At 64.5% G+C, this 22,560-nt stretch carries 23 protein-coding genes and 2 pseudogenes; 13 read left to right on the top strand and 12 right to left on the bottom strand.

From position 1 onward, the window contains the following. Nucleotides 1-102: 102 nt before the first annotated feature. Both ACZYYX_RS12105 and ACZYYX_RS12100 read right to left on the bottom strand, forming a co-directional pair. On the bottom strand, nucleotides 103-1,023 hold the full coding sequence (locus ACZYYX_RS12105) for a M56 family metallopeptidase (RefSeq protein ID WP_463814606.1): 921 nt from the start codon (nucleotides 1,021-1,023) through the stop codon (nucleotides 103-105). Continuing rightward, the gene (locus ACZYYX_RS12100; RefSeq protein WP_412482861.1) at nucleotides 1,020-1,385 is read right to left on the bottom strand and encodes a BlaI/MecI/CopY family transcriptional regulator; all 366 of its coding nucleotides are present in this window, start codon (nucleotides 1,383-1,385) and stop codon (nucleotides 1,020-1,022) included. Before ACZYYX_RS12100 ends, ACZYYX_RS12105 begins: the two co-directional genes overlap by 4 nt. A gap of 385 nt (nucleotides 1,386-1,770) precedes the next feature. Here ACZYYX_RS12100 and ripA point away from each other — a divergent pair, with 385 nt between their 5' ends. Further along, nucleotides 1,771-3,180, top strand: coding sequence for an NlpC/P60 family peptidoglycan endopeptidase RipA (ripA, locus tag ACZYYX_RS12095; protein ID WP_463814885.1), 1,410 nt, complete (start codon nucleotides 1,771-1,773; stop codon nucleotides 3,178-3,180). A gap of 41 nt (nucleotides 3,181-3,221) precedes the next feature. Here ripA and ACZYYX_RS12090 read toward each other — a convergent pair whose 3' ends face one another. Then, nucleotides 3,222-3,422 carry a hypothetical protein gene (locus ACZYYX_RS12090; RefSeq protein WP_178360808.1) on the bottom strand — a complete coding sequence of 67 codons (201 nt, stop codon included), beginning with the start codon at nucleotides 3,420-3,422 and terminating at the stop codon, nucleotides 3,222-3,224. A 128-nt stretch (nucleotides 3,423-3,550) separates the two neighbouring features. Here ACZYYX_RS12090 and ACZYYX_RS12085 point away from each other — a divergent pair, with 128 nt between their 5' ends. Further along, the gene (locus ACZYYX_RS12085) at nucleotides 3,551-4,306 is read left to right on the top strand and encodes a response regulator (RefSeq protein WP_463814605.1); all 756 of its coding nucleotides are present in this window, start codon (nucleotides 3,551-3,553) and stop codon (nucleotides 4,304-4,306) included. Then, on the top strand, nucleotides 4,303-5,487 hold the full coding sequence (locus ACZYYX_RS12080; RefSeq protein WP_463814604.1) for a HAMP domain-containing sensor histidine kinase: 1,185 nt from the start codon (nucleotides 4,303-4,305) through the stop codon (nucleotides 5,485-5,487). Before ACZYYX_RS12085 ends, ACZYYX_RS12080 begins: the two co-directional genes overlap by 4 nt. 19 nt (nucleotides 5,488-5,506) lie before the next feature. On the opposite strand, the gene ACZYYX_RS12075 is transcribed toward ACZYYX_RS12080, so the two are convergent. Beyond that, nucleotides 5,507-6,190: a DUF305 domain-containing protein gene (locus ACZYYX_RS12075; RefSeq protein WP_463814603.1), complete on the bottom strand. Its 684-nt coding sequence runs from the start codon at nucleotides 6,188-6,190 to the stop codon at nucleotides 5,507-5,509. 248 nt (nucleotides 6,191-6,438) lie between these two features. Between ACZYYX_RS12075 and ACZYYX_RS12070 the strand changes: the two genes are divergently transcribed. Next, nucleotides 6,439-7,284 carry a F510_1955 family glycosylhydrolase gene (locus ACZYYX_RS12070; protein WP_369322779.1) on the top strand — a complete coding sequence of 282 codons (846 nt, stop codon included), beginning with the start codon at nucleotides 6,439-6,441 and terminating at the stop codon, nucleotides 7,282-7,284. Between the two features lie 384 nt (nucleotides 7,285-7,668). Here the strand turns inward: ACZYYX_RS12070 and ripC are convergent, their stop codons facing one another. Further along, nucleotides 7,669-8,775 (bottom strand): peptidoglycan hydrolase RipC, encoded by a 1,107-nt coding sequence (gene ripC / locus ACZYYX_RS12065; protein WP_463814602.1) that lies wholly within the window; start codon nucleotides 8,773-8,775, stop codon nucleotides 7,669-7,671. Nucleotides 8,776-8,999: 224 nt separating this feature from the next. Here ripC and ACZYYX_RS12060 point away from each other — a divergent pair, with 224 nt between their 5' ends. The 7 genes from ACZYYX_RS12060 (at nucleotide 9,000) to ACZYYX_RS12030 (ending at nucleotide 15,042) form a co-directional block, all read left to right on the top strand. Further along, complete coding sequence (locus ACZYYX_RS12060; protein WP_369322781.1) at nucleotides 9,000-9,968, top strand: L,D-transpeptidase; 969 nt, start codon at nucleotides 9,000-9,002, stop codon at nucleotides 9,966-9,968. A gap of 193 nt (nucleotides 9,969-10,161) precedes the next feature. Further along, nucleotides 10,162-10,389 carry a DUF2933 domain-containing protein gene (locus ACZYYX_RS12055; RefSeq protein WP_178360814.1) on the top strand — a complete coding sequence of 76 codons (228 nt, stop codon included), beginning with the start codon at nucleotides 10,162-10,164 and terminating at the stop codon, nucleotides 10,387-10,389. A gap of 258 nt (nucleotides 10,390-10,647) precedes the next feature. Continuing rightward, entirely contained in the window at nucleotides 10,648-11,055 is a 408-nt protein-coding gene (locus ACZYYX_RS12050; protein ID WP_369322783.1) for a hypothetical protein, read from the top strand. Nucleotides 11,056-11,225: 170 nt separating this feature from the next. Then, the gene (locus ACZYYX_RS12045) at nucleotides 11,226-11,735 is read left to right on the top strand and encodes a pyridoxamine 5'-phosphate oxidase family protein (protein ID WP_463814601.1); all 510 of its coding nucleotides are present in this window, start codon (nucleotides 11,226-11,228) and stop codon (nucleotides 11,733-11,735) included. A gap of 225 nt (nucleotides 11,736-11,960) precedes the next feature. Beyond that, nucleotides 11,961-12,254: a metal-sensitive transcriptional regulator gene (locus ACZYYX_RS12040; RefSeq protein ID WP_412482853.1), complete on the top strand. Its 294-nt coding sequence runs from the start codon at nucleotides 11,961-11,963 to the stop codon at nucleotides 12,252-12,254. 159 nt (nucleotides 12,255-12,413) lie between these two features. After that, nucleotides 12,414-12,650: a heavy-metal-associated domain-containing protein gene (locus ACZYYX_RS12035; protein ID WP_178360817.1), complete on the top strand. Its 237-nt coding sequence runs from the start codon at nucleotides 12,414-12,416 to the stop codon at nucleotides 12,648-12,650. A 40-nt stretch (nucleotides 12,651-12,690) separates the two neighbouring features. Next, nucleotides 12,691-15,042 (top strand): heavy metal translocating P-type ATPase, encoded by a 2,352-nt coding sequence (locus ACZYYX_RS12030; RefSeq protein ID WP_463814600.1) that lies wholly within the window; start codon nucleotides 12,691-12,693, stop codon nucleotides 15,040-15,042. A gap of 27 nt (nucleotides 15,043-15,069) precedes the next feature. Here ACZYYX_RS12030 and ACZYYX_RS12025 read toward each other — a convergent pair whose 3' ends face one another. The 4 genes from ACZYYX_RS12025 to ACZYYX_RS12010 form a co-directional block, all read right to left on the bottom strand. Next, entirely contained in the window at nucleotides 15,070-15,324 is a 255-nt protein-coding gene (locus tag ACZYYX_RS12025; protein WP_463814599.1) for an SHOCT domain-containing protein, read from the bottom strand. 163 nt (nucleotides 15,325-15,487) lie between these two features. After that, complete coding sequence (locus tag ACZYYX_RS12020) at nucleotides 15,488-17,017, bottom strand: multicopper oxidase family protein (RefSeq protein ID WP_463814884.1); 1,530 nt, start codon at nucleotides 17,015-17,017, stop codon at nucleotides 15,488-15,490. After that, nucleotides 17,014-17,241 (bottom strand): hypothetical protein, encoded by a 228-nt coding sequence (locus ACZYYX_RS12015; protein ID WP_463814598.1) that lies wholly within the window; start codon nucleotides 17,239-17,241, stop codon nucleotides 17,014-17,016. The genes ACZYYX_RS12020 and ACZYYX_RS12015 overlap by 4 nt, the downstream gene beginning before the upstream one ends. A 210-nt stretch (nucleotides 17,242-17,451) precedes the next feature. Beyond that, nucleotides 17,452-19,842 carry a heavy metal translocating P-type ATPase gene (locus tag ACZYYX_RS12010; RefSeq protein WP_463814597.1) on the bottom strand — a complete coding sequence of 797 codons (2,391 nt, stop codon included), beginning with the start codon at nucleotides 19,840-19,842 and terminating at the stop codon, nucleotides 17,452-17,454. A gap of 176 nt (nucleotides 19,843-20,018) precedes the next feature. Here ACZYYX_RS12010 and ACZYYX_RS12005 point away from each other — a divergent pair. Together ACZYYX_RS12005 and ACZYYX_RS12000 are read left to right on the top strand one after the other, a co-directional pair. Further along, nucleotides 20,019-20,198: pseudogene (locus tag ACZYYX_RS12005) on the top strand (transposase); the annotation flags it as partial. After that, nucleotides 20,185-20,882, top strand: a pseudogene (locus tag ACZYYX_RS12000) (transposase). The pseudogenes ACZYYX_RS12005 and ACZYYX_RS12000, both read left to right, overlap by 14 nt. Here the strand turns inward: ACZYYX_RS12000 and ACZYYX_RS11995 are convergent. The 3 genes from ACZYYX_RS11995 to ACZYYX_RS11985 form a co-directional block, all read right to left on the bottom strand. Further along, the gene (locus ACZYYX_RS11995) at nucleotides 20,812-21,240 is read right to left on the bottom strand and encodes a hypothetical protein (RefSeq protein WP_463814596.1); all 429 of its coding nucleotides are present in this window, start codon (nucleotides 21,238-21,240) and stop codon (nucleotides 20,812-20,814) included. The pseudogene ACZYYX_RS12000 and the gene ACZYYX_RS11995 overlap by 71 nt on opposite strands. 149 nt (nucleotides 21,241-21,389) lie before the next feature. Then, nucleotides 21,390-21,683 (bottom strand): helix-turn-helix domain-containing protein, encoded by a 294-nt coding sequence (locus ACZYYX_RS11990; RefSeq protein WP_463814595.1) that lies wholly within the window; start codon nucleotides 21,681-21,683, stop codon nucleotides 21,390-21,392. Nucleotides 21,684-22,173: 490 nt separating this feature from the next. Further along, entirely contained in the window at nucleotides 22,174-22,557 is a 384-nt protein-coding gene (locus ACZYYX_RS11985) for a hypothetical protein (RefSeq protein WP_463814594.1), read from the bottom strand. Between the last annotated feature and the right edge of the window lie 3 nt (nucleotides 22,558-22,560).

The following is a 22,560-nucleotide window of genomic DNA, read 5'->3' as shown; positions in this document are numbered from 1 at the left end:
AGTCAGACGAGCCTTTGCTGGATAGGCCAACAGCCGACACCGAAACGTCCCTCGTCCTGTGGAATGCGCCTCGGCGGCGGCGGCCCGGAAGCTGGGTAGCGCCTAGTGGTGGCAGAGCACCTGGATGAATGCCGGAGTGGCGAGCATGGTGGCGATGGCGACAGAAAGGAGAGCGCGGTGGCGCCACCGCACGTGCCGACGCGTCGGGGTGACCAGCCGCTCGGCTCGGGTGATGACCGCCGTTGCCGCCGCGGCCAGACCTTCGGCGACAGGAGGTCGGTGACCGGCGAGTGCAAGCAACCCGGTGAGTAAAGGACGAGTGCCGACGCGACGAGCAGCGGTGTCGTCAGCGCACATCTCTAGTAGTTCCGCCACAGCCTGATGCGCGCCCGCGAACAGGGGAAGGTGGGGCAAGGTGGCGGCGAGGGCACGCAACACCATCAGAATGTGGTGATGATGCCCCGATAGGTGCGCATGCTCATGCGCCAGCACCGCTTTCAATTGCGCTCGGTCCAACGATTGCACGGCCGCCGAGGTGACGACGATGGCGTGGGGGCGGCCGATGACACAGTAGGCGGCGGGACGGTCCGCCTCGACGACAACGACGTGGGGATGGTCAGTAGGCCGACCAACGATCCGCGCGGCGTGTGCGTGCTCATGACTTCGCGTGCGCAGTCTGGCCAAGCACCGTCCCAGTCGCAGCGCCACCACCGCCGAGGTCAGCAACCCCCCGCCGATGAGAGCGATAGACCCGAGGCGTCCCGCCAGCGGCGTGTGATCAGAGAACCCGAACAGTTCCAGACAGAGGGTCACAACCGAGCCATTAAGGACGCTGCTCGACGTCGCGTCGACCACCAGCACCACTGCCGCCAGCCACGCCACAACCACGGCGGCCACCGTGGCCAACCACGCGGCCACACCCATGGACGGGCTCACCCCACCACCAGTAAGGCGCCGCAGTACCGGCGGAGCAAGCCAGGCCAGCACCGCGCCGTAGAGGACCAGCCACAACGCAGTCGTCATGATCGCCGACCCTTTCGCAACGCCGCCTTCAGCTGCGCCGACTGCTCTGTACTCATCTGCTCAAGGAAGAATGCCAGCACGGTGTTGGTGTCGCCGCCGGAGTCGAATGCAGCTTTCATCAGACGCGCTGACCGCTCCTCACGACTCATCGCCGCCCGGTACACATAGGCTTTGCCGTTGCGCTGCCGTGTGAGCCACCGCTTGCGATACAGGTTGTCCATGGTCGACAACACCGTGGTGTACGCGATGGGTCGCTGCTGGGACAAGTCCTCGAATACGTCACGCACGGTGATCGGCTCCTGGTGATCCCACACCCAGTCCATGATCACCGCTTCGAGATCGCCGAATCCTCGCTGTTCCATCCGCCGCAACTCCTGCTCGCTCTGACGAGGTGGCCGGTGCGCACAGCGCGGCACCCTGCAGCCTCCCAATGTAGCCGCCAACAGCCCAAATGCAGGGGACCTCAGCGCGGCTGCGCCACCGATGTTGATTCGCGAAGGCGCGCGCCCATGAAATCCGGTCCAAGGCAGCGGCCCCTCGGGCCCACGAGCACATGCTGCCGTCCGGTCAGGTGTTACCGAGTTGAGACTGTGACAGGCGTTTCTCCTGATGCTGCAGTGATGTACGTTCCAACTACGTACTAAGCGACTACGTAGTTACAGCGCTCATAGGCCGTTGCACATGACACCTCGGCGCACTGCCCCCGACCGACTCGCGGTCACCGGCAGCCACCCCACAGGAGAATTGATGCGGCGCCTCACTTCACTTCTCACCATCGGGGTGATTTTTGCGGTGCTGGTGCTTCACACCTCGGGCATCGCAACGGCCGGTCACGGAAGCGAACCTGATGGTGAGAGCGAAACGGTCGCAGGACTTGTCGCTGCCGTTGCCGAAGCCAACCAGCAGGTCGCCGATATCGGCGCGGACATCCAACACAAGCAGGAGAGCGTCAATCGGGCCCTGGTTGAGCTTGCCACCGCCCGCGAGGCGGTCGCCGAGGCGCACCGCACACTCGGCGACAGCGAGAGAGCACTCGCCGACAGCCAGACCGCCATCGACGCCACGCAGCAGCGTTTCGACGATTTCGCCGCCTCGACCTACATGAACGGTCCCTCTCGCGCGCTGCCGCTGGCAAGCAGCCCTGAAGACATCCTCTCGGCAGCCTCGACGCAGCAGACCTATCTCCTTGCCTTCGGCAGGGTCAAAGACGATCTCCGCCGAAGCCAGACTGAACGCGCCAACCGACTCTCGGCCGCCAAGCAGGCCCGCCTGGACGCCGACGCAGCAGCGGCCGAGGCGCAACGTCGCCAGGACTCCGCAGTCACCGAACTCGTTGGCGCGCAACGCGCATTCGCCGATCAACAGTCCGACCTGACCCGGTTGGCCACCGAACGCGACTCCGCACAAACCCGACTCACTGCTACCCGACCGGTTACAGCTACCACGCACCAGCCCACGGCCGCGCAACCCGGCGCCGCAGTGCCGCCGAGCGGCCAATGGGACCGCTCCAGCACGGCACCGGCAGACAGCTCGGGCGCCGGCCAGTGGGACACCACACTGCCGATGGTGCCCAGCGCCAATGTGGCCGGCGACCCGATAGCCATCATCAACGCCGTCCTCAAAATCATGGCGACCTCGCTGCAACTCACCGCCGACATGGGCCGAAACTTCCTCGTCAAACTGGGCATCCTCTCCCCGGCGACCGCCGCCGCAGATCCCGGCATCACCAACGGACGCATCCCCCGCCTGTACGGTCGCCAGGCCTCTGAATTCGTGATCCGACGAGCCATGTCGCAACTCGGTGTTCCTTACTCGTGGGGCGGTGGCAACGCCAACGGGCCCGCTCGGGGAATCGATCAGGGAGCCAACACCGTCGGCTTCGACTGTTCCGGCCTCATGCTCTACGCCTTCGCCGGCGTGGGCATCAAACTCGACCACTATTCCGGCTCTCAGTACAACGCCGGCCGCAAAGTACCGTCATCGCAGATGCAGCGCGGTGATCTCATCTTCTACGGCCCCAACGCCAGCCAGCACGAAGCCATGTACCTCGGCGACGGCATGATGCTCGAAGCCCCCTACACCGGGTCAGTGGTCAAAATCTCCCCCGTACGCAGCTCCGGCATGACGCCCTACGTCACGCGCTTGATCGAATACTGACACCTCGCGGCGAGCGCTACCTCGGCCGCATTCCAGACCAGTCAGTCCGCTCCGGTGTGGCCGCTGCGCATAGGCTCCTGCAGTGCCTCCCGCCGCCCGCTGCGGCACGGCCGCCCAGAAGCGTGAAACAGGGCCGTCGCGCCCGCGATGGCGGCGGCCCACAGCACGACGATGACGGCGCACAAGATCAGCCACGTTTGCCACCCGAGACTGTTCGGGCAGACGTCCATCAGCAAGCGCATGTCAGGCCCTCCTTCGTACTGAGCGTCTCCCGGCCGCAGGACGCAATCGGTATGAGTCTCGTAAAGATCTGCTGAAGATCGCGCCGCTCCGGCAGTCGCGCGCCGCCGCGGCCGCATCAACGGGCACCATGTGGGATATGGATAACCACCCGGGTACACCGCCTGAGCAGGCGAAGGGATACCGCGCGCTGGTCGTCGACGACGAGCTGCCCCTGGCTGAAGTGGTGGCCAGCTACCTGGAACGCGAGCAGTTCGAGGTGGTCGTGGCCGGTAACGGTGTCGACGCGATTGCCGTCGCGCGCGACCTCGATCCCGATGTCGTCATCCTGGACATCGGCCTGCCCGGCATCGATGGATTGGAAGTCTGCAGGCAGTTGCGCACGTTCTCCGACGCCTACGTCGTCATGCTCACCGCTCGCGATACCGAGATCGACACAGTCCTGGGTCTCACTGTCGGCGCCGACGACTACATCACCAAACCTTTCAGTCCGCGCGAGCTGGTGGCCCGCATTCGGGCCATGTTGCGTCGGCCCCGCGTCCTGCAATCAGCTACCGCACCCGCCGAAATCGCCGCGGCCCCACCGCGTCGCTTCGGCGCGTTGAGCATTGACGTCGCCGCCCGTGAGGTACGCATCGACGACGAACTGATCTTGTTGACCCGCACAGAGTTCGACATTCTCGAAGCTCTCTCTGGCCGGCCAGGCAATGTGCTGAGCCGGCGACAACTACTTGAAATCGTGCGCGACGGACCCTGGGTCGGCAACGAGCATCTCGTCGACGTCCACATCGGCCATCTGCGGCGCAAACTGGGCGACGACGCAGCCTCTCCGCGCTACATCGCCACGGTGCGAGGTGTCGGATACCGAATGGGATCAGGACAGTGACTCCCGTGCCGGCTGCCACAGCTCGTCGACGTCGACGGCGGGGTCGCCCCGGTATCGGCATGCGGCTGCTGGCAGCCCAAGCCATTGTGTTGATCGCTGGGGCCGCGACCACCGCGGTGGTGGCCGCCGTCGTCGGCCCTCCCCTGTTCCGTGAGCATCTGCACCTCGCAGGGGTGCCGATGGACTCACCAGAGGAAGTGCATGCCGAAGAGGCCTACGGCTACGCGACAGTGATGTCCATCGGAGGCGCCCTGGCAGTGTCGGCGCTTGCCGCGCTTGCCGTCAGCTTCTACGTCAGTCGGCGGCTCCAACGGTCCATCACCGAGGTTGCCTCCGCTGCCACCGATGTCGCCCAAGGGAACTACGAGATACGGGTGTCACCGCCGGGCCTCGGCGACGACTTCGATGCGCTCTCCACCGCCTTCAATAAGATGGCTTCCCGGCTCCAAGCCGTCGACTCGACACGGCAGCGACTATTCGGAGACTTGGCGCATGAGATCCGCACACCGGTCGCGGTGCTGGAGGCCTATATCGAGGCACTCGAGGACGGGGTGCGCACTTTGACGCCGCAGACGGCGGCGATGCTGCGCGACCAAACCCGGCGGCTGGTGCGGTTCTCCGATGATGTCGCCGCCCTCGCCAAAGCCGAGGAAAGCTCAGTGTCCATGTCCTACACCACCATTGACGTCGACCGCTTGACGCGCCAATGCGTCGCCGCCACGCAGGAACGCTACGACATCAAAGGTGTTGCACTACGGTTACGCCTCCAGAAGGCGCTGCCGCCGCTATGGGCCGACGAGCAACGACTCTCCCAAGTCCTGGGCAATCTGCTACAAAATGCGCTGCGGCACACACCTTCCGGCGGCTCGGTGGAAGTCAGCTGTATCCGCGACGGCGACCGGTTGAGGATCACCGTCGCCGACACCGGTGAAGGGATCGCCCCGGAGCACCTCACCCGGGTGTTCGAGCGATTCTATCGGGCCGACAGCGCCCGCGATCGCGAGCACGGCGGCGCCGGTTTAGGGCTCGCCATCGCCAAAGCACTGGTCGAGGCCCACAGCGGAACCATTTCCGTAGCGAGTTCAGGACCCGGTGCCGGCGCAACATTCACCATCGACTTACCCACCGCTCCGATACGCGCCGAAGAACTCCCTCTTACGGCTGCCTCAACGCGGACCTAACCATCGCGCCTCCGACCTGTTACTTGTCCAGCATTCCCTGCATCGTGTCGATCTCCGCTTGCTGAGAGGACACAATGGCTCGCGCCATCTCCACCGCAGCCGGGAACTGGCCAATCTCAATCTCCTCCTGCGCCATCATGATTGCACCCCTGTGATGGGCAATCATCTGCGTCAAGAAAAGTCGGCTCGCCTCCGCGCCCTGCGCGTTCTGCAGCGCAGCCATGTCGGCTTCCGACATCATGCCGTGGCCGCCGCCCATGCCAGGCATGTCGCCCATGTCACCGCTGGGCATCTGGTGGCCGGGCATGTTGTGGCCAGGCATTGCGGTGCTGGTCGGCGCAGGTGCAGGCGAGGACGACGCTCCCCACTCCTGGAGCCAGCCCTGCATCTTCTCTATCTCAGGGCCTTGTGCGTTCTTGATTTCGTTCGCTAGTGAGATGACCTCGGGATCGATGCCTTGCTTGCCGAGAAGCATGTCGCTCATCTCGATCGCCTGCTGGTGATGAGGAATCATGCCTTGAGCGAACTTCACATCTGCGTCGTTGTGGGTAGCGTCGCTGCTGGCAGCACTCGGCGACGCCGATGCTGCCGCCGAGGTGCTGCTGGTCGATGACTGAGAGTCCGACGCATTCGAACAGGCACTGATGAACAGGGCCGACGCCGCTAACGCCGCAAGACCAATTCCGTATCGCTTGTGCTGCATCGCACATCCTTTCTCATACATCCTCGTGACACCACGCGTCCACGCGGCGAGCGTTCTCGCCGCCTCGGTCCAGCCTCACGAATCCGCGTATGGGGCGGTTCGTGTTCCGATGAAGATTTGATGAAGACGCCTCACGGACCCGTCGGTACGCGCCGCGCCACGCTGGCGACACCAGCGTCGCGCCGTTGCCCTGTGCCGCCCATCTACTATTGCACTACGTAGATTGTCCGAGACCGGAAGGGGTCAGTGTGCAGCTCCGTAGATTCATCGCCGCAATTCTGATCGGAGCCCTGGCCGCGGCGTGTTCGTCGAACGCCCCCGACAGCGCTCCGCCCGCGATTGTGCCGGGCATGGTGCACATCCACGGTCTGGGCATCAATCCGTCCGATGAAACTCTCTATGTGGCAACTCATTACGGCCTCTACACGGTAGATCCCGATCAGGCGCCACAGCGAGTCGGCGATCTCGTCCAGGACTTCATGGGCTTCACCGTCACCGGCCCCGACGAATTCTTGGCCAGCGGCCACCCCGATCCGGCCGACCGTCAACAACCCCCACATCTGGGCCTTATCAAGAGCAGCGACGCCGGCCAATCCTGGGAATCCCTGTCACTGCACGGCAGCGCCGATTTCCATGCGCTCGAGTACCGCCACGGACGGGTCTACGGTCACGACAGCCAGTCGGGCACTGTGATGGTCAGCCTCGATGAGAAGTCCTGGCAGCGGCGAGCCGAAATCCCTGCCTCTGACCTCGCAGTATCACCAGTGGATGCCGATGAGATCCTCGCGACCACACGCCAAGGACTCCTCCGAAGCACCGACGGGGCGATGACGTTCAGCGCAGTCAGCGGCGCACCGGCACTGGTACTCGTCAGCTGGCCCGAGCGCGGTCCCCTACTCGGAGCCGACCTCGAAGGACGCCTCTACACGAGCATGGACAATGGTCGAACTTGGCAGCCGCGACACACCCTGGATGACAGACCTCAGGCCCTTCTCGCCGCTGGCGACGGTCAGCTCTACATCGCCACCGATACCGCGATCTATATATCCACCGACGACGGCGCCACCGTCGATGTGCTGACCGCTGTCGAATAGGCGGCCGGTACCGAGGAACAGACGGCACCGTGAAAACGCCTTGTCCCGCTGAAACATCCGCAATGCCGGATGATAACCATGGGACCACTGACGGCGCGCCACCATCGCCTACCAGCGCAGTAGTCCGCCCACCAGTGTGCCGGTCGGTATGGGCACGGCATGGTGATGAGCCCACAGACCGGTACGCGGCCTGGGCATCTGCGACATCGACAGCTATCCCCGACGTCCCATTACTGCCGATCTTCGCGACTACCCGCAAGCTTCGCTGACTTGATCCCCGACTCGACCCTGCCCCTCGCTCACACTATCGACGAGATCCGCGGGTGGACGGCCCTCACCGCCAGGTTTTCCGCAGTTCACGCAGCGCCACCTAGCGGCGGCCACCTAGTACCGCCGCACGTTATGAATCGGTGCGGAGGAGATCGGCGCGACCTTCACTGGCGTTCCAAACGTCGACGCGTGAACCATCATCCCATCACCAATGTAGATACCCGCATGAGAGACATCGGCATAAAACGTCACGATGTCGCCGGGCTGCAGGTCAGTGACGGCGACCGGTTGGCCCCCTTCTGCCAACGCCTGGCTTGAACGCGGCAAGGACTTGCCATTCTGCAGAAACGCCCATTTGATGAGTCCCGAGCAGTCGAAGGCATTCGGGCCCGTCGCGCCCCACGAGTACGGCGCCCCCACCCGCGTCAACGCTGCCTGCACCACCGTGGCGCCCTCGCCGCTGGATGGATACGGCGCCTCACCCGCCGCCGGCAGATCGGGCATCGCGACGATCGCGGGGTCGTCGGGATTCGGCGCGCCAGGAACGGGTGGAGGTGGCGGCCCGGGGTCAGCGAGTATCGCGCGCTGATCCGGTGTTAACACCGCGAACTGGGCCTGGACTGCCGTTATCTGGACGCGCAAATCGCTTTGCTTGGCTTGCAACTCAGCGCGGACCTTCGTTGCCTGATCAGCGGCTAGGCGAGCCTGGGCGGCGGAATCTGCGGATCTCTCCGCGGCTTGGGCAGCCCGTTGGCTAGCCGACTTGAAGGCCGCCATGTCTGCGGCCATTTGCGTTGACATCGTTTTCTGGATCGACAATTGGTCGATCAAGTCCTGGGGTGAGGACGCAATGAGAGCCGCCGTGAGCTCGTCAGTGGTGCCCCCCATGTATGCGGCCACCGCCACCTTGTCTACCGCTGCCTGGTACTTCACCAGTTCGGTATTGGCCACCTCAACGGCCGACCTGTCGATGGCGTTCTTTTTTTCCGCATCCGCCAGCAAGGCGAGTTTGGCGTCCAAGTCGATCTGTGCGGTGTGCATCGCCTCGGTCGTCTGCTCCGCCTGGCGGGACAGTTCGCTCATGCGGGCCAGCGCGTCCGATGCCGGGTCGGCGTTGACGTCGCTGACGACCGCGACACACAGCAAGGTCGCAACAGCGACGGCGCCGACAAGCGACCGTACCAGTGAACGGAAGATCCGCCGGATCGGCTCAGGGACCACGACGTCGGATCTCCTTATCGTTGCGCAGGAACCAAGTACGGTCTCGGTACGTAGATAACGGTTAGGTTACGGACGCATGCGGCCGTTGTCCACACGGAGCGATTGTCGCGCCGCAGGTACGCCGAATCGATCGATCTACGGCCAACGTACGTAGATAGTAGATTGAACGTACTCGTCGTGATTCTCAGGTTGCGCGGCGGAAGGATTTAGGTCAGGAGACGGTTATGGATCGGCGGCAACTGCGCAAACTGGGAGCGATGCTGGCCGCGACTGGCCTTGCCGGCGCACTGCTGAGCATGGGCCCCGCCACGGCGGAGCCGATCCCCGGACCCCCAGCGCCGATCGATCCGATGGCGATGCCAGAGCCGCCGCCAGAACCGTTCGCCCTCCCCCCCGGCCCGATCCAGGTTCCGCTAGGCGATCCTGCACAGCCCGCGCCGTCCTCCGGGCCCACACCGCCTGGGCAGAACGCTGCACCCTACGTGGGTCAACCGGTGTTCGCGCCCCCGACGTTCAATCCCATCAATGGCTCGATGGTTGGGGTGGCCAAGCCGATCATCATCAACTTCCGACGGCCGATCGCCGACCGCGCCATGGCGGAGCAAGCGGTTCACATCTCCTCCAACCCGCCGGTACCCGGCAAGTTCTACTGGATGGGTGACACCCAGCTTCGGTGGCGACCCATCGACTTCTGGCCTGCCAACGCAACGGTGAACATTGATGCCGGCGGGACCAAGTCGAGCTTCCGGACCGGCGATGCGCTCGTCGCAACCATCGATGACAGCACCCACCAGATGGAGATCATGCGTAACGGCAAGCTGGAGAAGACCTTTCCCGTCTCTCTCGGCAAGGAGGGTTACGAAACCCCCAACGGTACCTATTACGTGTTGGAGAAGTTCGCAGATATCGTCATGGACTCCTCAACGTACGGTGTCCCCATCGATTCGGCGGAAGGCTACAAGCTGAAGGTGCAGGACGCAGTTCGTATCGACAACAGCGGCATATTCGTTCACAGCGCACCCTGGTCGGTCAGTGATCAAGGCAAGCGCAACGTCAGCCATGGGTGTCCAAATCTGAGTCCGGCCAACGCGCAATGGTTCTATGACAACTTCGGCAGTGGAGATCCCGTGGTCGTCAAGAACTCGGTCGGCACCTACAACCAGAACGACGGGGCCCAAGACTGGCAGATCTGACGAAGGCACCCCCCGTAGGTGGTTGCAACATCTAGCGAGCCGCTCCCACCCGCCCGAGCGGGTTTGGGCCCGCCATAGAGCCTTTGGTCGAATCAAACGGGGCCCTTTGTCCTACGTAGCAAGTACGTAGTTCCATGGACATCGCCAGCGCGGAAGCGCAAGCTTGAGGGCAGCCCGAACGGAAGGACTCGCGATGAAAACTCAGTACCTACCCTGGTACGCCTTAGCCTTGGCCGCCGTTGCCGTAGCTGCGCTCGCCATCGGTGTTCCGCTGTCGACGCTGGCGCTGTTGCTCTTTGCGCTGGCGTGCCCACTGATGATGATGTTTATGATGCGCGGAATGGGAGGCGGGGGCGGTAACGACACTAACCATGACTCGACCGATACGCCGGAGCATCGCGATGCTGCGGGACGGTCATAGGACTCCGCATTACCGATCAGGAGGAGCAGGGCTTGGCCGAGCAAGCCTGCTTATGGCTACTGGCGGAGCGGCCATGAATCACACCGCCGGCGCCGAAAGTGCCGCTGGTCGAGCCCGCCGCGGCGGCAACGTTAACGGCGGAGGGTATCGAGAAGTCATCTCGCCCGCAGCATCTGGGCGCTCTCGCCCCTGGGTTCACCTGCTGGGTGGGCCGTTGGTGGTGGAATCACTCATCCTCGCCCGCGGCAAGTCAACCTGATGATCGCCGCGGCATGGATGTTCGGCGTCGGTGGCGCGATCCTGGTCGGGATTGGGGGGTTCTTTCTGTTGGCCCGGCCCGCCCTACTGCCCGAGGACTTGCGCTATCTCCGCCGCACCGCCGGCGAGATCGACGCTGCCGTACCGAACCTGCGTGGGTGGCTACGTCTGGTGTTCATCGTCCTGGGCGGATACGCAGTGGCTACCGGGACACTCACCGTCTACCTGGCAGCCACCGACATTGCCAACGCCGAGTCGTCGGCAGTGGCGGTGCTGGCGGTCGCCGGCGCATCGTCAATTGGGGTCATGGCCGTAGTGAACTTCTTGCTGCACTCCACATTTCGGTGGCCCCTCTCCGCCGCGGCGGCATTATGGATCGCGGCTACCTTGGTGGCGGTGGTGTCTTGACCTGTGTTCGGGGGCGGTCCTGGCAGGTGCCTGCTCCGTGTACGCACCCCGGCGTCCACGCCGTAGGCCCGTTCCAACGGTTCCCGAAACACATGTGTCGGACGGCGCACATTCACGCTGAGCTTCGTCGGCCACCGAGCCGCCCGACGTCATCGTGGAACGACCGCCCCGTGACTTTCGAGCTGGTTCTCGACCATCTACGGAAGCAAACGTTTGCGGTGCTTTCGACGACCGACGAAGAGGGCAAACCTTACTCAGCGGGAGTCAACTACGGCGTATCCGAGCGGGGTAGCGCCATCTCTATCTTCGTCATGACCCGCCGGCACCTAAAGAAGGCGCGCAATGTCGCGCAGAATTCGCGGGTCTCGCTCGTGGTTCCGCTGACGAGGCGGCTCCTGTGGTTCCTCCCACCAGCAACCCTCCAGCTAAGCGGGCAAGCGACGATCCTGGACTGGACTGACGACGAAGGGCGGGAGGTCTTCCGCAAGTTCTGGATCGGCCGCCGAATCCTCAAGGCCTACGAAGAGTCTTACGGTAGCGGCGAAACGCGAATCTGCTTCCTGAAGATCACACCGGATCCTGTAATCAACACCTACATGGTCGACTCCAACATTTGGCAGCTCCGGAACCACATGGAATCAGGCGCGGCTCAAGTGATCCGCCCACGCGGGAACCCATGAGCAACGGGGCGGCTCGGCTTGATGATCCTGCGCCAGGCTGAATGCGCCGCACGCGGAAGCAAGTCGACGCTCCGAATTGCGCACCGTCGACGCCACATCGGGCCGACCCGATTATGCAGCTGAGGTATCCGACGCACTTCTCGTGACTTTGGTCCCTTGACAGCATGATACCCCTTGGGGGTATATTGGGCTTGTACCCCCAGGGGGTATTGCGGAGGAGGAGTCATGGATACGACAACACCGGGGTATGCAGACTCGAAGGACGCACATCTCAAACGACTGCGCAGAATCGAGGGGCAGGTCCGCGGTCTTGCGCGCATGGTCGGCGAGGACGCCTACTGCATCGATGTGCTCACCCAGATCTCTGCGGCGACCAAAGCGTTGGAGTCGGTGGCGTTGATGCTTCTCGATGAACATCTGTCCCATTGCGTCCGTGACGCAATCCACCAGGGCGGCGACATGGCCGAGCAGAAGATCGATGAGGCCTCGGCGGCAATCGCGCGTCTCGTCCGCTCCTGAGCACAATCCGAAAACCACCCATCCCGCAAGCGAAAGTAGCCAAACATGACCCGACAGCTCACCAACCTGCCCCTGATTCCGTCCACCTCCTCGGGCTGCAGTTGCTGCGCACCGAGACCCTCCGACACACACCCACCGGCAACGCTCAAGGAGAACGCCATGAGCACGACCACCAACTCCTACGCCGTCACCGGCATGACCTGCAGCCACTGCGTCGCCGCGGTGAGCGCAGAATTCGGCGCCCTCGCCGGTGTCACCGACGTTCATGTCGACCTGGTTGCCGGAGGCATATCCACCGTGACGGTTTTCAGCGACACACCACTGACCACGGAGCAGGTCACCACCGCACTCGATGAGGCCGGCGACTACCGCCTATCCACCGATCAACCTCGCTAGCGCCTCGACTTTGCGATAACCCTTACCCAAAGGAACAAACATGAGCCTGCCGAATCAGGTCGTCGGTGTCGATCAACCCCACAGCATCGAGTTGTCGATCGGTGGGATGACCTGCGCATCGTGTGCCGCCCGGATCGAAAAGAAACTGAACAAGATCGATGGGGTCGAGGCCAGCGTCAACTACGCGACCGAAAAAGCCAAGGTGGCCTATCCGAACTCCGTTGATCCGGCGGTGTTGATCGCCGCGGTGGAAGCGACCGGCTACACCGCAACCGCCCCCGCGGCGCTGAACGACGCCGCCCAAGCCGCGGATTCCGGCCCGGTAGCGGGCGAGGCCGACGCCTTGCGGAGCCGATTGCTGATCTCCCTGGTTCTGACGGTGCCCGTGATCGCGATGTCGATGATCCCCGCAGTGCAATTCACCAACTGGCAATGGCTTGCGTTGACCTTGGCGTCTCCCGTCGTGGTGTGGGGTGCGCTGCCGTTTCACCGTGCAGCCTGGGCCAACGCCCGCCACCGCGCAGCCACGATGGACACCTTGATCTCGCTGGGCGTCAGCGCTGCATACCTGTGGTCATTGTGGGCGTTGTTCATCGGGCACGCCGGCATGCCGGGAATGCGGATGTCCTTCAGTCTGCTGCCCGACGTGGAATCCGCGACTGAGCACATCTACCTGGAAGTCGCCGCCGCAGTCACGGTGTTCATCCTGGCCGGCCGATACTTCGAGGCGCGGGCCAAGACACGATCCGGCGCCGCCCTGCGAGCCCTGCTCGACATGGGCGCCAAAGATGTCGCCGTCGTTCGCGACGGGACCGAAATTCGCATCCCAACAGTCGAACTCAGCGTTGGAGACGTATTTGTGGTGCGCCCGGGTGAGAAGATCGCCACCGACGGGGTCGTGACCGAGGGCGCATCGGCGGTCGACGCGTCGATGCTCACCGGGGAGTCGGTGCCCGTCGAGGTCCGCCCGGGAGACCGCGTCACCGGTGCCACCGTCAACGCCGGTGGGCGATTGCTGGTCCGCGCCAACCGAATCGGGGCCGACACCCAGCTCGCGCAGATGGCGCGCCTGGTGGAAGAAGCCCAGAACGGCAAGGCATCGGTACAGCGCCTGGCCGACCGGGTCTCGGCGGTCTTCGTACCCATCGTTCTGGCGCTGTCGGTGGCCACGCTGGCTGTCTGGCTGCTCACTGGACATTCGGCGACGGTCGCGTTCACCGCGGCAGTCGCCGTGCTGATCATCGCCTGCCCCTGCGCGCTCGGGTTGGCCACCCCCACAGCCCTTATGGTGGGCACCGGCCGCGGCGCCCAACTGGGCATCCTGATCAAAGGGCCGCAGGTGCTCGAGTCCACCCGCCGGGTCGACACCATCGTGCTCGACAAAACCGGCACCGTCACCACCGGCCGGATGAGCCTGATCGGGGTGCACCCCGGCGCAGGCCAGAACTCCGATGAGGTCCTCAAGTTCGCGGGGGCCTTGGAGAGCGCATCTCAACACCCAATCGCGGAGGCGATCGCCGCTTCGGCCTCCGCCGCAGGCGCCTTGCCGTCAGTCGAAGACTTCTCGAACCACAACGGCTACGGCGTCAGCGGCGTCGTCGCCGGCCATGCGGTCCTGGTTGGACGGGTCAGCTGGCTAGCCGACGACTGGTCGCTGACAGCCCCCCACGACCTCACCTCCGCCGCCGAGCACGCTGAGGCCCAGGGCCACACTCCGGTATGGGTGGCCTGGGACGGGGCGGTGCGCGGCGTCATCGTCGTGGCCGACACGGTGAAGGGCACCTCCGCGGACGCCATCGGCCAGTTCCGCCGACTTGGGCTACGTCCCTTTCTGCTGACCGGCGATAATCGGCGCGCCGCACTCGCCGTCGCCGCAGAGGTCGGCATCGACCCCGACGACGTCATCGCCGAGGTCCTACCCGCCGACAAGGTCGCCACCATCAAGACCTTGCAAGCGCAGGGGCAGACCGTCGCCATGGTCGGTGACGGCGTCAACGATGCCGCCGCACTGGTACAGGCCGATCTGGGCCTGGCGATGGGCACCGGCTCCGACGTCGCCATCGAAGCATCTGACCTGACGCTGGTACGCGGCGATTTGCGCGCGGCTGCAGACGCCATTCGATTGGCCCGGTCAACGCTGAAAACCATCAAGGGAAACCTGTTCTGGGCCTTCGCCTACAACGTCGCCGCACTTCCCTTGGCGGCACTGGGCCTGCTCAATCCGCTCATCGCCGGTGCCGCAATGGCATTCAGCTCGGTCTTCGTGGTAAGCAACAGCTTGCGCCTACGCCGGTTCGAAGGCAGCGCCTCTCACGGGCAGACAGAAGACGTCCACGGTGCGATAGTGCCGCCAGCCGGCGACAAGTACCGCAGCGCCCACACCGCACCATGACCTCAGGCTGGGCACCTCACGCGTCGGTTACCGGCGATTACCCTCGCGCAGTACCGCCAACCGTTGGCGGTACTGCGTTTCGTCGATCTCGCCACCTGCAAATCTCGCTGATAGCAGCTGTTCGGCTGTGGGCGCGTCACCGCGTGACGCTTGTGGGCTGCCCGTGGTGAATCTGATCAGGGCGACGATGCCGACGATGATCAAAGCCCAGAACAACACCATCCCGACGCCCATCCCCGCGTATCCCCACCAACCCATGTCCTGGTCGTACCAAAACATCATGACCTGTTCCTCCTGTTGACATACCCATGGCCGATTGGCCACAGTTTTGCGGTCTGCGCATCGTCCCGACAGTGAGTCGAGAGCACTGCGCTTCCAAGGCTTTTGGGCTCGCTGTGGAAATCACGCCGCCTTTCCGTTGACCATGGGATGGCGCGGCGACGTACTAGGGCGCGTAGGTCAAGGTTGTCATCATGCCGGCTTCCTGGTGATAGGTGTTGTGGCAGTGCATCATCCAGACGCCCGGATTGTCGGCGACGAGCGCCACGGTAAGCTTTTGCATCGGCAGGACGATGACGGTGTCCTTGCGCGGGCCCGGAGTCCCGTCCGGCTTGATCACCTGAAAGGTGTGGCCATGCAGGTGCATGGGGTGCCACATCATCGTGGTGTTGCTGAACGTCAACGTCGCCTTCTGGCCCTGCCTGACAGTCAGTGGAACCGTGTCGTCGAACGGTCTGCCATTGATCATCCAGGCGTAGGACGCCATGGAACCGGAAAGCCGGGCCGACAACGCGGCGTCGGCCGTGGTGACATCCAAGACCGCCTCGGGCGCGGCAGTGAACACGTCGACGGTGCCCACCCGGCGCTGCAGCTCGGCTGGCATGAATGCCGAATCGGGTGCGGCACCCACACCGGTGGACAGTAGTGCCCGCGCGAGCGCGTTCTTTCCTTCGGCCGAGGCGACCAAAGGGAACACGCCATCACCGGCGGTGATGAGCAGGTCATAGCGCTCCCCCATGCCCAGCAGCAGCGCGTCCACATCGGTTGGCGTTACAGGGAAGCCATCAGTGTGGGTGACGGTCATCCGATGCCCGGCCAGCGCGACCCGGAATGCTGTATCGGATGCGGCGTTGATGATTCTCATCCGTATCCGCTGTCCAGGGCGTGCGGTGAAGGTGGTTGGCGCCGCCGGAATACGACCGTTCGCCAAGTAGTAGGGGTAGCTGACGTCACCCGCGTCACCTCCGAGAAGTGCGCTCGTGCCCACACCTCCAACACCTGGAACTCCTGGCATCCCAGGTGTTCCGCTCATGCCCGGCATCCCTGGCATCCCACCCGAGTGACCACCGGCCCCCCGCAGCCCTTCATAGAGCTGCTGCGGACTGGAGCTGATTCCGTCGGTCCAGTCATCGAGCACCACGATCCACTCGGCATCGTAGCGTCCCGGCTCGGCCGGATCGTCGATGATGACCGGCACATAAAGCCCGCAATCGGCGTCAAGGCCGGTGTGCGGATGGGCCCAGTAGGTACCGGGATGCGGCGCAGAGAACCGGTAGGTAAAAGTCGATGACGGGTCGATGTTCGGGGTCGCCGGCGCTGCGCCATCCATGTCGTTGCGCAGCGCGAGGCCGTGCCAGTGCACCGAAGACGGGTGGGCCAGACCGTTGGTGACGCTGATCGCCAGTTCGTCGCCGACGTTGGCGCGGATCAACGGTCCGGGAACGCTGTTGTTGTACGCAAGCGTGCGGACGACGGGTCCGCCCAGGTCAATGTCCGCCAGCCCAGGCCTCAACACTGCGGCGACGGTGCGCCCAGTGTGGGGCCGCGCGGCTTCTGCGGCGCCGATCGGATCCGTCGCCGGGCTGGCGCTCATCGGCTTCCCGCACGCGGCCATGGCAGCGGTACCGGCAGCGAGGGTCGCCGCCAGGAAGGTGCGTCGCGTCAAAGTCGTCGAGCCAACGCTTTGACCGTTCATGGGCGTCGCCTGGATTTCGTCGTTGAGGCGCAATCTGCGGCGCTGAGGCCGCGCACCTGAGCATCGGATTGGGCTTCGACGTCCCGGCGGCGCTGCGGTCTTTTCGACCCGACCAGTGCCGCCAGCGCGGCGATCACGGCTCCCCAGAACGCGAGCAGCATGATAATGGCCAGCAGGCAACTAGACCACCCCCAGTAGGTGCCGGCTTCGTTCCACCACGTCATCGGGGTCGCCTCCTTCACGTTCCACACTCGCGCGGTCGAGTAGCGAATAGACGGTGGTTCTATGAAGATTCGCTCAAGACCCGGGTCGCGGGCTCCTGAACCCCCTCGGGCGACACGCTGAAAGCATGGACACGCCTGCGCCCACCCCCTCTGCGGGCTATCGAGCGGTGGTGGTCGCCCAGACAGGACAGGAACGCGAGACGCGGAGCCTCACAACTTGGCGACCGTCTCCGCTGACACCGGTACGGGGAGTTTCAATCTCTTGAGCATCAACGCATTGACGGCCACGATGAAGCTGGAGCCAGACATCGACAGAGCAGCAATCTCGGGGCGCAGCACCAAGCCGAGCGACGGTACGAAAACCCCCGCCGCAATGGGCAACGCGATCACGTTGTAACCGACCGCCCACGCAAGGTTCTGCCGCATCTTTCTAAGCGTGCCCCGTCCGATCCGCAGCGCGATCGCGACGTCGAGCGGGTCTGATCGCATCAACACCAGATCTGCGGTTTCGATGGCGACGTCGGTGCCTGCACCAATCGCCACGCCGAGATCAGCTTGGGCCAGCGCCGGTGCGTCGTTGACGCCGTCACCGACCATGGCGACTTTCTTGCGCTGTCGCTGTAATTCAGCGATCTTGGCTGCCTTGTCACCGGGCAGCACCTCGGCGATGACCGTGTCGATTCCGAGTTGCGCGGCGATCCGATCGGCGGTGGCTTGGTTGTCGCCGCTGAGCATGACCACCTCGACACCGAGGTCGTGCAGCGCGGACACCGCTTCGGCGGAGGTCTCGCGCACGGCGTCCGCCAGGGCGATGACACCGACTCCCCGTCCGTCGACGCCCACCAAGACCGCCGTGCGTCCGCTTGCGGCCAGTTCGTCGCGACGTTGCATCAACGCACCGAACTCGACGTCCTCCTCGACCATCAGCTTGCGATTACCGACCGCAACGCGACGCCCCGCAGCCGTCGCGACCGCACCGTGCCCAGGCACGCTCCGGAAACCAGTCAGTGACGCCGCTGCGATGCCACGCGCGGCCGCGTAACGCACGATCGCCCCCGCCAGCGGGTGCTCGGACTCGATTTCGACCGCTGCCACCATCGCGAGCAGTTGATCCTCTGCGATGCCGTCAACAACGACGTCGGTCACTTCCGGCTCGCCTTTGGTCAACGTGCCGGTCTTGTCCATGACAACGGTGTCGATGCGTGCCGACGTCTCCAACGCGGTCGCATTCTTGAACAACACTCCCCGTTTGGCACCCAACCCGGTGCCGACCATGATGGCGGTCGGAGTTGCGAGCCCCAACGCATCGGGACAGGTGATGACCACGACGGTGATCGCGAACAACAACGCGGCCTGAACACCGGCACCGACCGCCCACCACACCAGGAAGGTGGCAGTGCCGCCAATTAGCGCCACCAGCACCAACCAGAACGCTGCCCGGTCAGCGAAGCGCTGCCCGGGAGCTTTGGAATTCTGCGCTTCCTGAACCATCGCGACGATCTGTGCCAGCGCCGTGTCGGAGCCGACCTTCGTTGCCACGACCCGCAACGTGCCGGTGGTGTTGATGGAGGCGCCAATCACCTTCGCGTCCGGCGCCTTTGACACCGGCAGGCTTTCCCCGGTGACCATCGACTCGTCGACGTCTGACGTCCCCTCGGCCACCGTGCCGTCGACGGGAATCTTGGCCCCTGGGCGGATGAGTAGGAGGTCACCCACCACCACCTCGGCGGTGGGAATCTCCACCGGCTCACCGTCGCGCAGCACAACTGCCGTCGGGGGCGCCAGCTCGAGCAGGGTGCGAATTGCATCGTTCGCGCCCCCGCGAGCTCGCATCTCAAACCAGTGGCCCAACAGAACAAACGCCGTCAGCACCGAAGCGGCCTCGTAGAACACCTCACCGCCGCCGCTCAACGTCACTCCGAGGCTGTAGAGCCACCCGGCGCCGACTGCGACGGCAACAAGCACCATCATGTCCAGGGTCCGGGCCCGTAGCGCTCGCCAGGCACCGTCGAAGAAGATCCACGCCGAGTAGAAGACCACCGGCAGGCTCAGCAACAGTGTGAACACGTCATCGCGAAGCCCGAACGGCGCTGGCACGCTGAACCCGAACATATCGCGGCCCATCGGCGACCACAGCATGATCGGGATCGACAATGCCAGCGCTACTAAAAATCGGTTGCGCATATCGCGGACCATTTGATCCATCGACATGCCGGCATGTCCGCCGCCGTGACCCATCGTTTCTTGCGGAGTTCGTGCTGGCGCCGCCTCGTGCGCATGCACCTCCCCTGCAGTCGGCGAGGGAGCCGACGCTGGCCGCCTGCGCAGGGTGGCCGCTGGCTCGGTATGGGGCGCGGACATCGGATCGCAGACGTGATCTGGCACCGACCGTCCCGCGCAGTGAAAGCCGCAATCACGTATCCACCCGGCCAGTTCAGTGACCGAAGTGGACGACGGGTCGTAAACAACTGTCGCCGTTTGATTTACCGCATTCGCTTCGACCGACTTCACGCCCGCACGCCTAAGCAGAGCGGCTTCCACCACCGCCGTCGAACTTGCCCAGTTCAATCCGTGCACGTCGAGAATCGTCGACTCAGTCATAGGGTCTCTCGTTCAGTATTGCGGGAGCGGCTCCCTGCAGGGTGCGGCGTCCTCTCGATCTCGCATCCGTCAGGCAGGCGCCTCAACCGCCCACCCTTCCAATGATCGATATGCCTGCAGTGCTGGTTCGACAAAGATTCGATAAAGATTGCGCGTGACACGCCCGCAGTGCGGTGATGACGGCACGGGCAAAGTTGCCGTCCGCGTGGGCGCGGCGAATTTGTTGCGGCCTAGACGAAGCCGGCCCCTCCACGTTCGTCGCTGCCGACGCGCTAGTGCTCAAGGTCCGTGAAGCCGGGCGGGTGGTCAACGTGCACGCCCTGATCGCGGTCGGAGTCAACGCTGAGGGCTACCGGGAGATCCTCGACGTCGACGGCAGCACCGCCGAAGACGGAGCGGGCTGGCTCACCTTCTGGGCGCTCGCTGACCGCCCGCGAGATCTCCGGGGTACGACTGGTCACCTCCGACGCCCACGCCGGTCTGGTGGCCGCGATCGGCGCCACCCTGCCCGGCGCGACCTGGCAGCACTGCCGCACCCACTACACAACCAATTCGATGGCGATCACCCGAAGGCGTTGTGGCCGTGGGTACGCACCCTGTCGCATTCGGTGTTCAATCAGCCCGACAAGGAATCGGTTGCCGCGCAATACGGTCGGATCATCAACGCGCTGCTGACAAGCTCCCCAAGGTCGCCGACCACCTCGAAGCCGCCGTGCGGATCTGCTGACGTTCACAGCGTTCCCAAGCAGATCTGGCGCCAGATCTGCTCGAACAATCCCCAGGAGCGGCTCAACAAGGAATCCGGCGTCGCACCGACGTGCACTGACCGCCTGAACCATCAACTCCAAGCATCACACGACGACGCCGTACACCACATCCCTGGACTTGACTCGCTATCTTTGCGCGTCGGGTCCATACGACCGGAACCGAGACTGTTTTGGGTACGTACCGCGACAGTCCATAGCGCGGTTAATGGTCGTGGTCGAACACGACGAGCGTGTCGACCAGATCGCCGTCGACAAAATACGCACGGCACGTGAAAGGGTCATGCAGCGTGGCGCCCATTTCGTTCGGCGCCACGACAACGCCCTCTACGCTCTGCACGCTGATGCGGGAGTGGTCGACGCCGTTGAGGGGCCCGCCGCTTAACAACGAGAACAAGTCCATTACTTCCGGGTCCAGTTGCGCGCTCGTCACTGTGACGTCGGTGAGTTTCGCTGTCGACGGCGCCACCAGCCGCGCTACGACGTCACGTTCACACCGCTGCTGGGCCGCACGCTCGCGCGGGTCTACGGATCCCGAGTCGATGAGCCCGAAACCACGCGTAATTAAGGCGATGGCAGCTAAGAGCGCACCGCACATCGCCGCGGCTGCCAGAAACAGCGCACGTTTCCCCATTCGAGCTCCCATGTACGCCCGCTCCGTCTATCGCGAGGACAGGTTCGACTTCCCGCGTCGATTCTGCCTTCACGGCATCCACTCCGGCCTCGGACATCATGCCCGTCCCAGGCGTCCGCTCATTCCTGACATCCACCACCCGCTGCGGATCATAGAGCTGCTTGGCAAGCTTGGCGGGAGCTGGCACATGCCGTGACGGCGCAACCACGACTTGAGCGATGGTCATAGTTGCATCCGGCCACTTGAGTGCCCGACGCTATGGTCGCCGGAGTGAGTTTCGCAGGGTAGCGATAGACCGTGGCCCGAGACACGCCCATCATCTTGGCGATGTCGGCGGAGGCGATGCCCTTGCCTCTCAAGCTGCGCGCCTTGGCGGCGGCAGCGTCGTCGACCTTCCGGGGCCGACCCCGCTTGCGCCCGTTGGCGGCCACGCCGCGACGCATCCATCCGCTCCATGTTGTCGCCCGGGGAGCCAGAAACGACGTGTTGTTGAACGTCTATCTCGGCCGCGATCGTCACGCACACCGGGTTGTCGCATTCATGCAAACCCGGCACCCCCGCTTCCGCCGCGTCGCCAACGCGTAGCGATGCGGACGCGCACAGGAACCCCCGCCGTCGCGCGTGAGGCTAGACCGGAGCCATCGGCGGCGATCGCCCGGTCCAGACGTTGCAGTCCGAAGCAGTTGGCCCGCAGACGACGTGGCAATCGAAGCGCGCGATTTTCCGCGCATGCCGACGCCGATCAACGATCAACTGTCCCGCCCTTCTCAGTCGGCAAACCCTAAAGCCGAACACCGAGAGTCAGCGCGGCCACCCCGACTCGAGGTGACACCACTGGCCGAACCGTAACGCCTACGAGGCGACGACGGCTACGTCCGCGCCGTCGCCGCACCAGGAACGCCGGCGGCCCCGTCGCAGGGACTCACTGCTGGATCAGCTGCCATCGCCGTCTAGTGAATGCGAACCGTTTCTCGCCGCGCGCTCCTCGATCTTCGGTGCGTGCCGCAGCATAGCCCTGACTTCGCCGATGCCTTCGCCGGTCAGCTCGGCAATCGTCGTCAGCGTCTCACCACTTTTCTGCAGCAGCCTGATTGCCGCGCCGGCCTCGGCCCGAGTGCCGGCACGCCGCTTGTTGGCGTCGGCGCGCACCTGTTCGGTCACCGCGGCCAACCGCTCGGTCTCCCAGGCGTCGATGTCGGCCAGTCTGGCCTTGGCCACGATGTAGTTCGCCGCGTTCTCGATGTTCGCCTTCTCCCGCGCGGCGCGGGCCTCGTTGGCCCGCCTGGTCGCTTCGCGCGCCCGCCGCCGGGCCTCCACCTT

The organism is Mycobacterium sp. IDUB_1, from assembly GCF_055419625.1.
Note: the sequence above shows the minus strand (reverse complement) of the source record. Positions and strands in the feature narration are given on the sequence as shown.

Excerpts from the sequence above, each read along its gene's own strand:
- ACZYYX_RS12055 (WP_178360814.1), top strand. The coding sequence starts at position 10,162 with ATGAAAACTCAGTACCTACCCTGGTACGCCTTAGCCTTGGCCGCCGTT.
- ACZYYX_RS12085 (WP_463814605.1), top strand. The coding sequence starts at position 3,551 with ATGTGGGATATGGATAACCACCCGGGTACACCGCCTGAGCAGGCGAAG.
- ACZYYX_RS11995 (WP_463814596.1), bottom strand. The coding sequence starts at position 21,240 with ATGGGGAAACGTGCGCTGTTTCTGGCAGCCGCGGCGATGTGCGGTGCG.
- ACZYYX_RS12050 (WP_369322783.1), top strand. The coding sequence starts at position 10,648 with ATGATCGCCGCGGCATGGATGTTCGGCGTCGGTGGCGCGATCCTGGTC.
- ACZYYX_RS12010 (WP_463814597.1), bottom strand. The coding sequence starts at position 19,842 with ATGACTGAGTCGACGATTCTCGACGTGCACGGATTGAACTGGGCAAGT.
- ACZYYX_RS12090 (WP_178360808.1), bottom strand. The coding sequence starts at position 3,422 with ATGCGCTTGCTGATGGACGTCTGCCCGAACAGTCTCGGGTGGCAAACG.
- ACZYYX_RS12035 (WP_178360817.1), top strand. The coding sequence starts at position 12,414 with ATGAGCACGACCACCAACTCCTACGCCGTCACCGGCATGACCTGCAGC.
- ACZYYX_RS12025 (WP_463814599.1), bottom strand. The coding sequence starts at position 15,324 with ATGATGTTTTGGTACGACCAGGACATGGGTTGGTGGGGATACGCGGGG.
- ripA (WP_463814885.1), top strand. The coding sequence starts at position 1,771 with ATGCGGCGCCTCACTTCACTTCTCACCATCGGGGTGATTTTTGCGGTG.
- ACZYYX_RS12020 (WP_463814884.1), bottom strand. The coding sequence starts at position 17,017 with ATGAACGGTCAAAGCGTTGGCTCGACGACTTTGACGCGACGCACCTTC.
- ACZYYX_RS12105 (WP_463814606.1), bottom strand. The coding sequence starts at position 1,023 with ATGACGACTGCGTTGTGGCTGGTCCTCTACGGCGCGGTGCTGGCCTGG.
- ACZYYX_RS12030 (WP_463814600.1), top strand. The coding sequence starts at position 12,691 with ATGAGCCTGCCGAATCAGGTCGTCGGTGTCGATCAACCCCACAGCATC.
- ACZYYX_RS12100 (WP_412482861.1), bottom strand. The coding sequence starts at position 1,385 with ATGGAACAGCGAGGATTCGGCGATCTCGAAGCGGTGATCATGGACTGG.
- ACZYYX_RS12075 (WP_463814603.1), bottom strand. The coding sequence starts at position 6,190 with ATGCAGCACAAGCGATACGGAATTGGTCTTGCGGCGTTAGCGGCGTCG.
- ACZYYX_RS12060 (WP_369322781.1), top strand. The coding sequence starts at position 9,000 with ATGGATCGGCGGCAACTGCGCAAACTGGGAGCGATGCTGGCCGCGACT.
- ACZYYX_RS11990 (WP_463814595.1), bottom strand. The coding sequence starts at position 21,683 with ATGCGTCGCGGCGTGGCCGCCAACGGGCGCAAGCGGGGTCGGCCCCGG.
- ACZYYX_RS12040 (WP_412482853.1), top strand. The coding sequence starts at position 11,961 with ATGGATACGACAACACCGGGGTATGCAGACTCGAAGGACGCACATCTC.
- ACZYYX_RS12015 (WP_463814598.1), bottom strand. The coding sequence starts at position 17,241 with ATGACGTGGTGGAACGAAGCCGGCACCTACTGGGGGTGGTCTAGTTGC.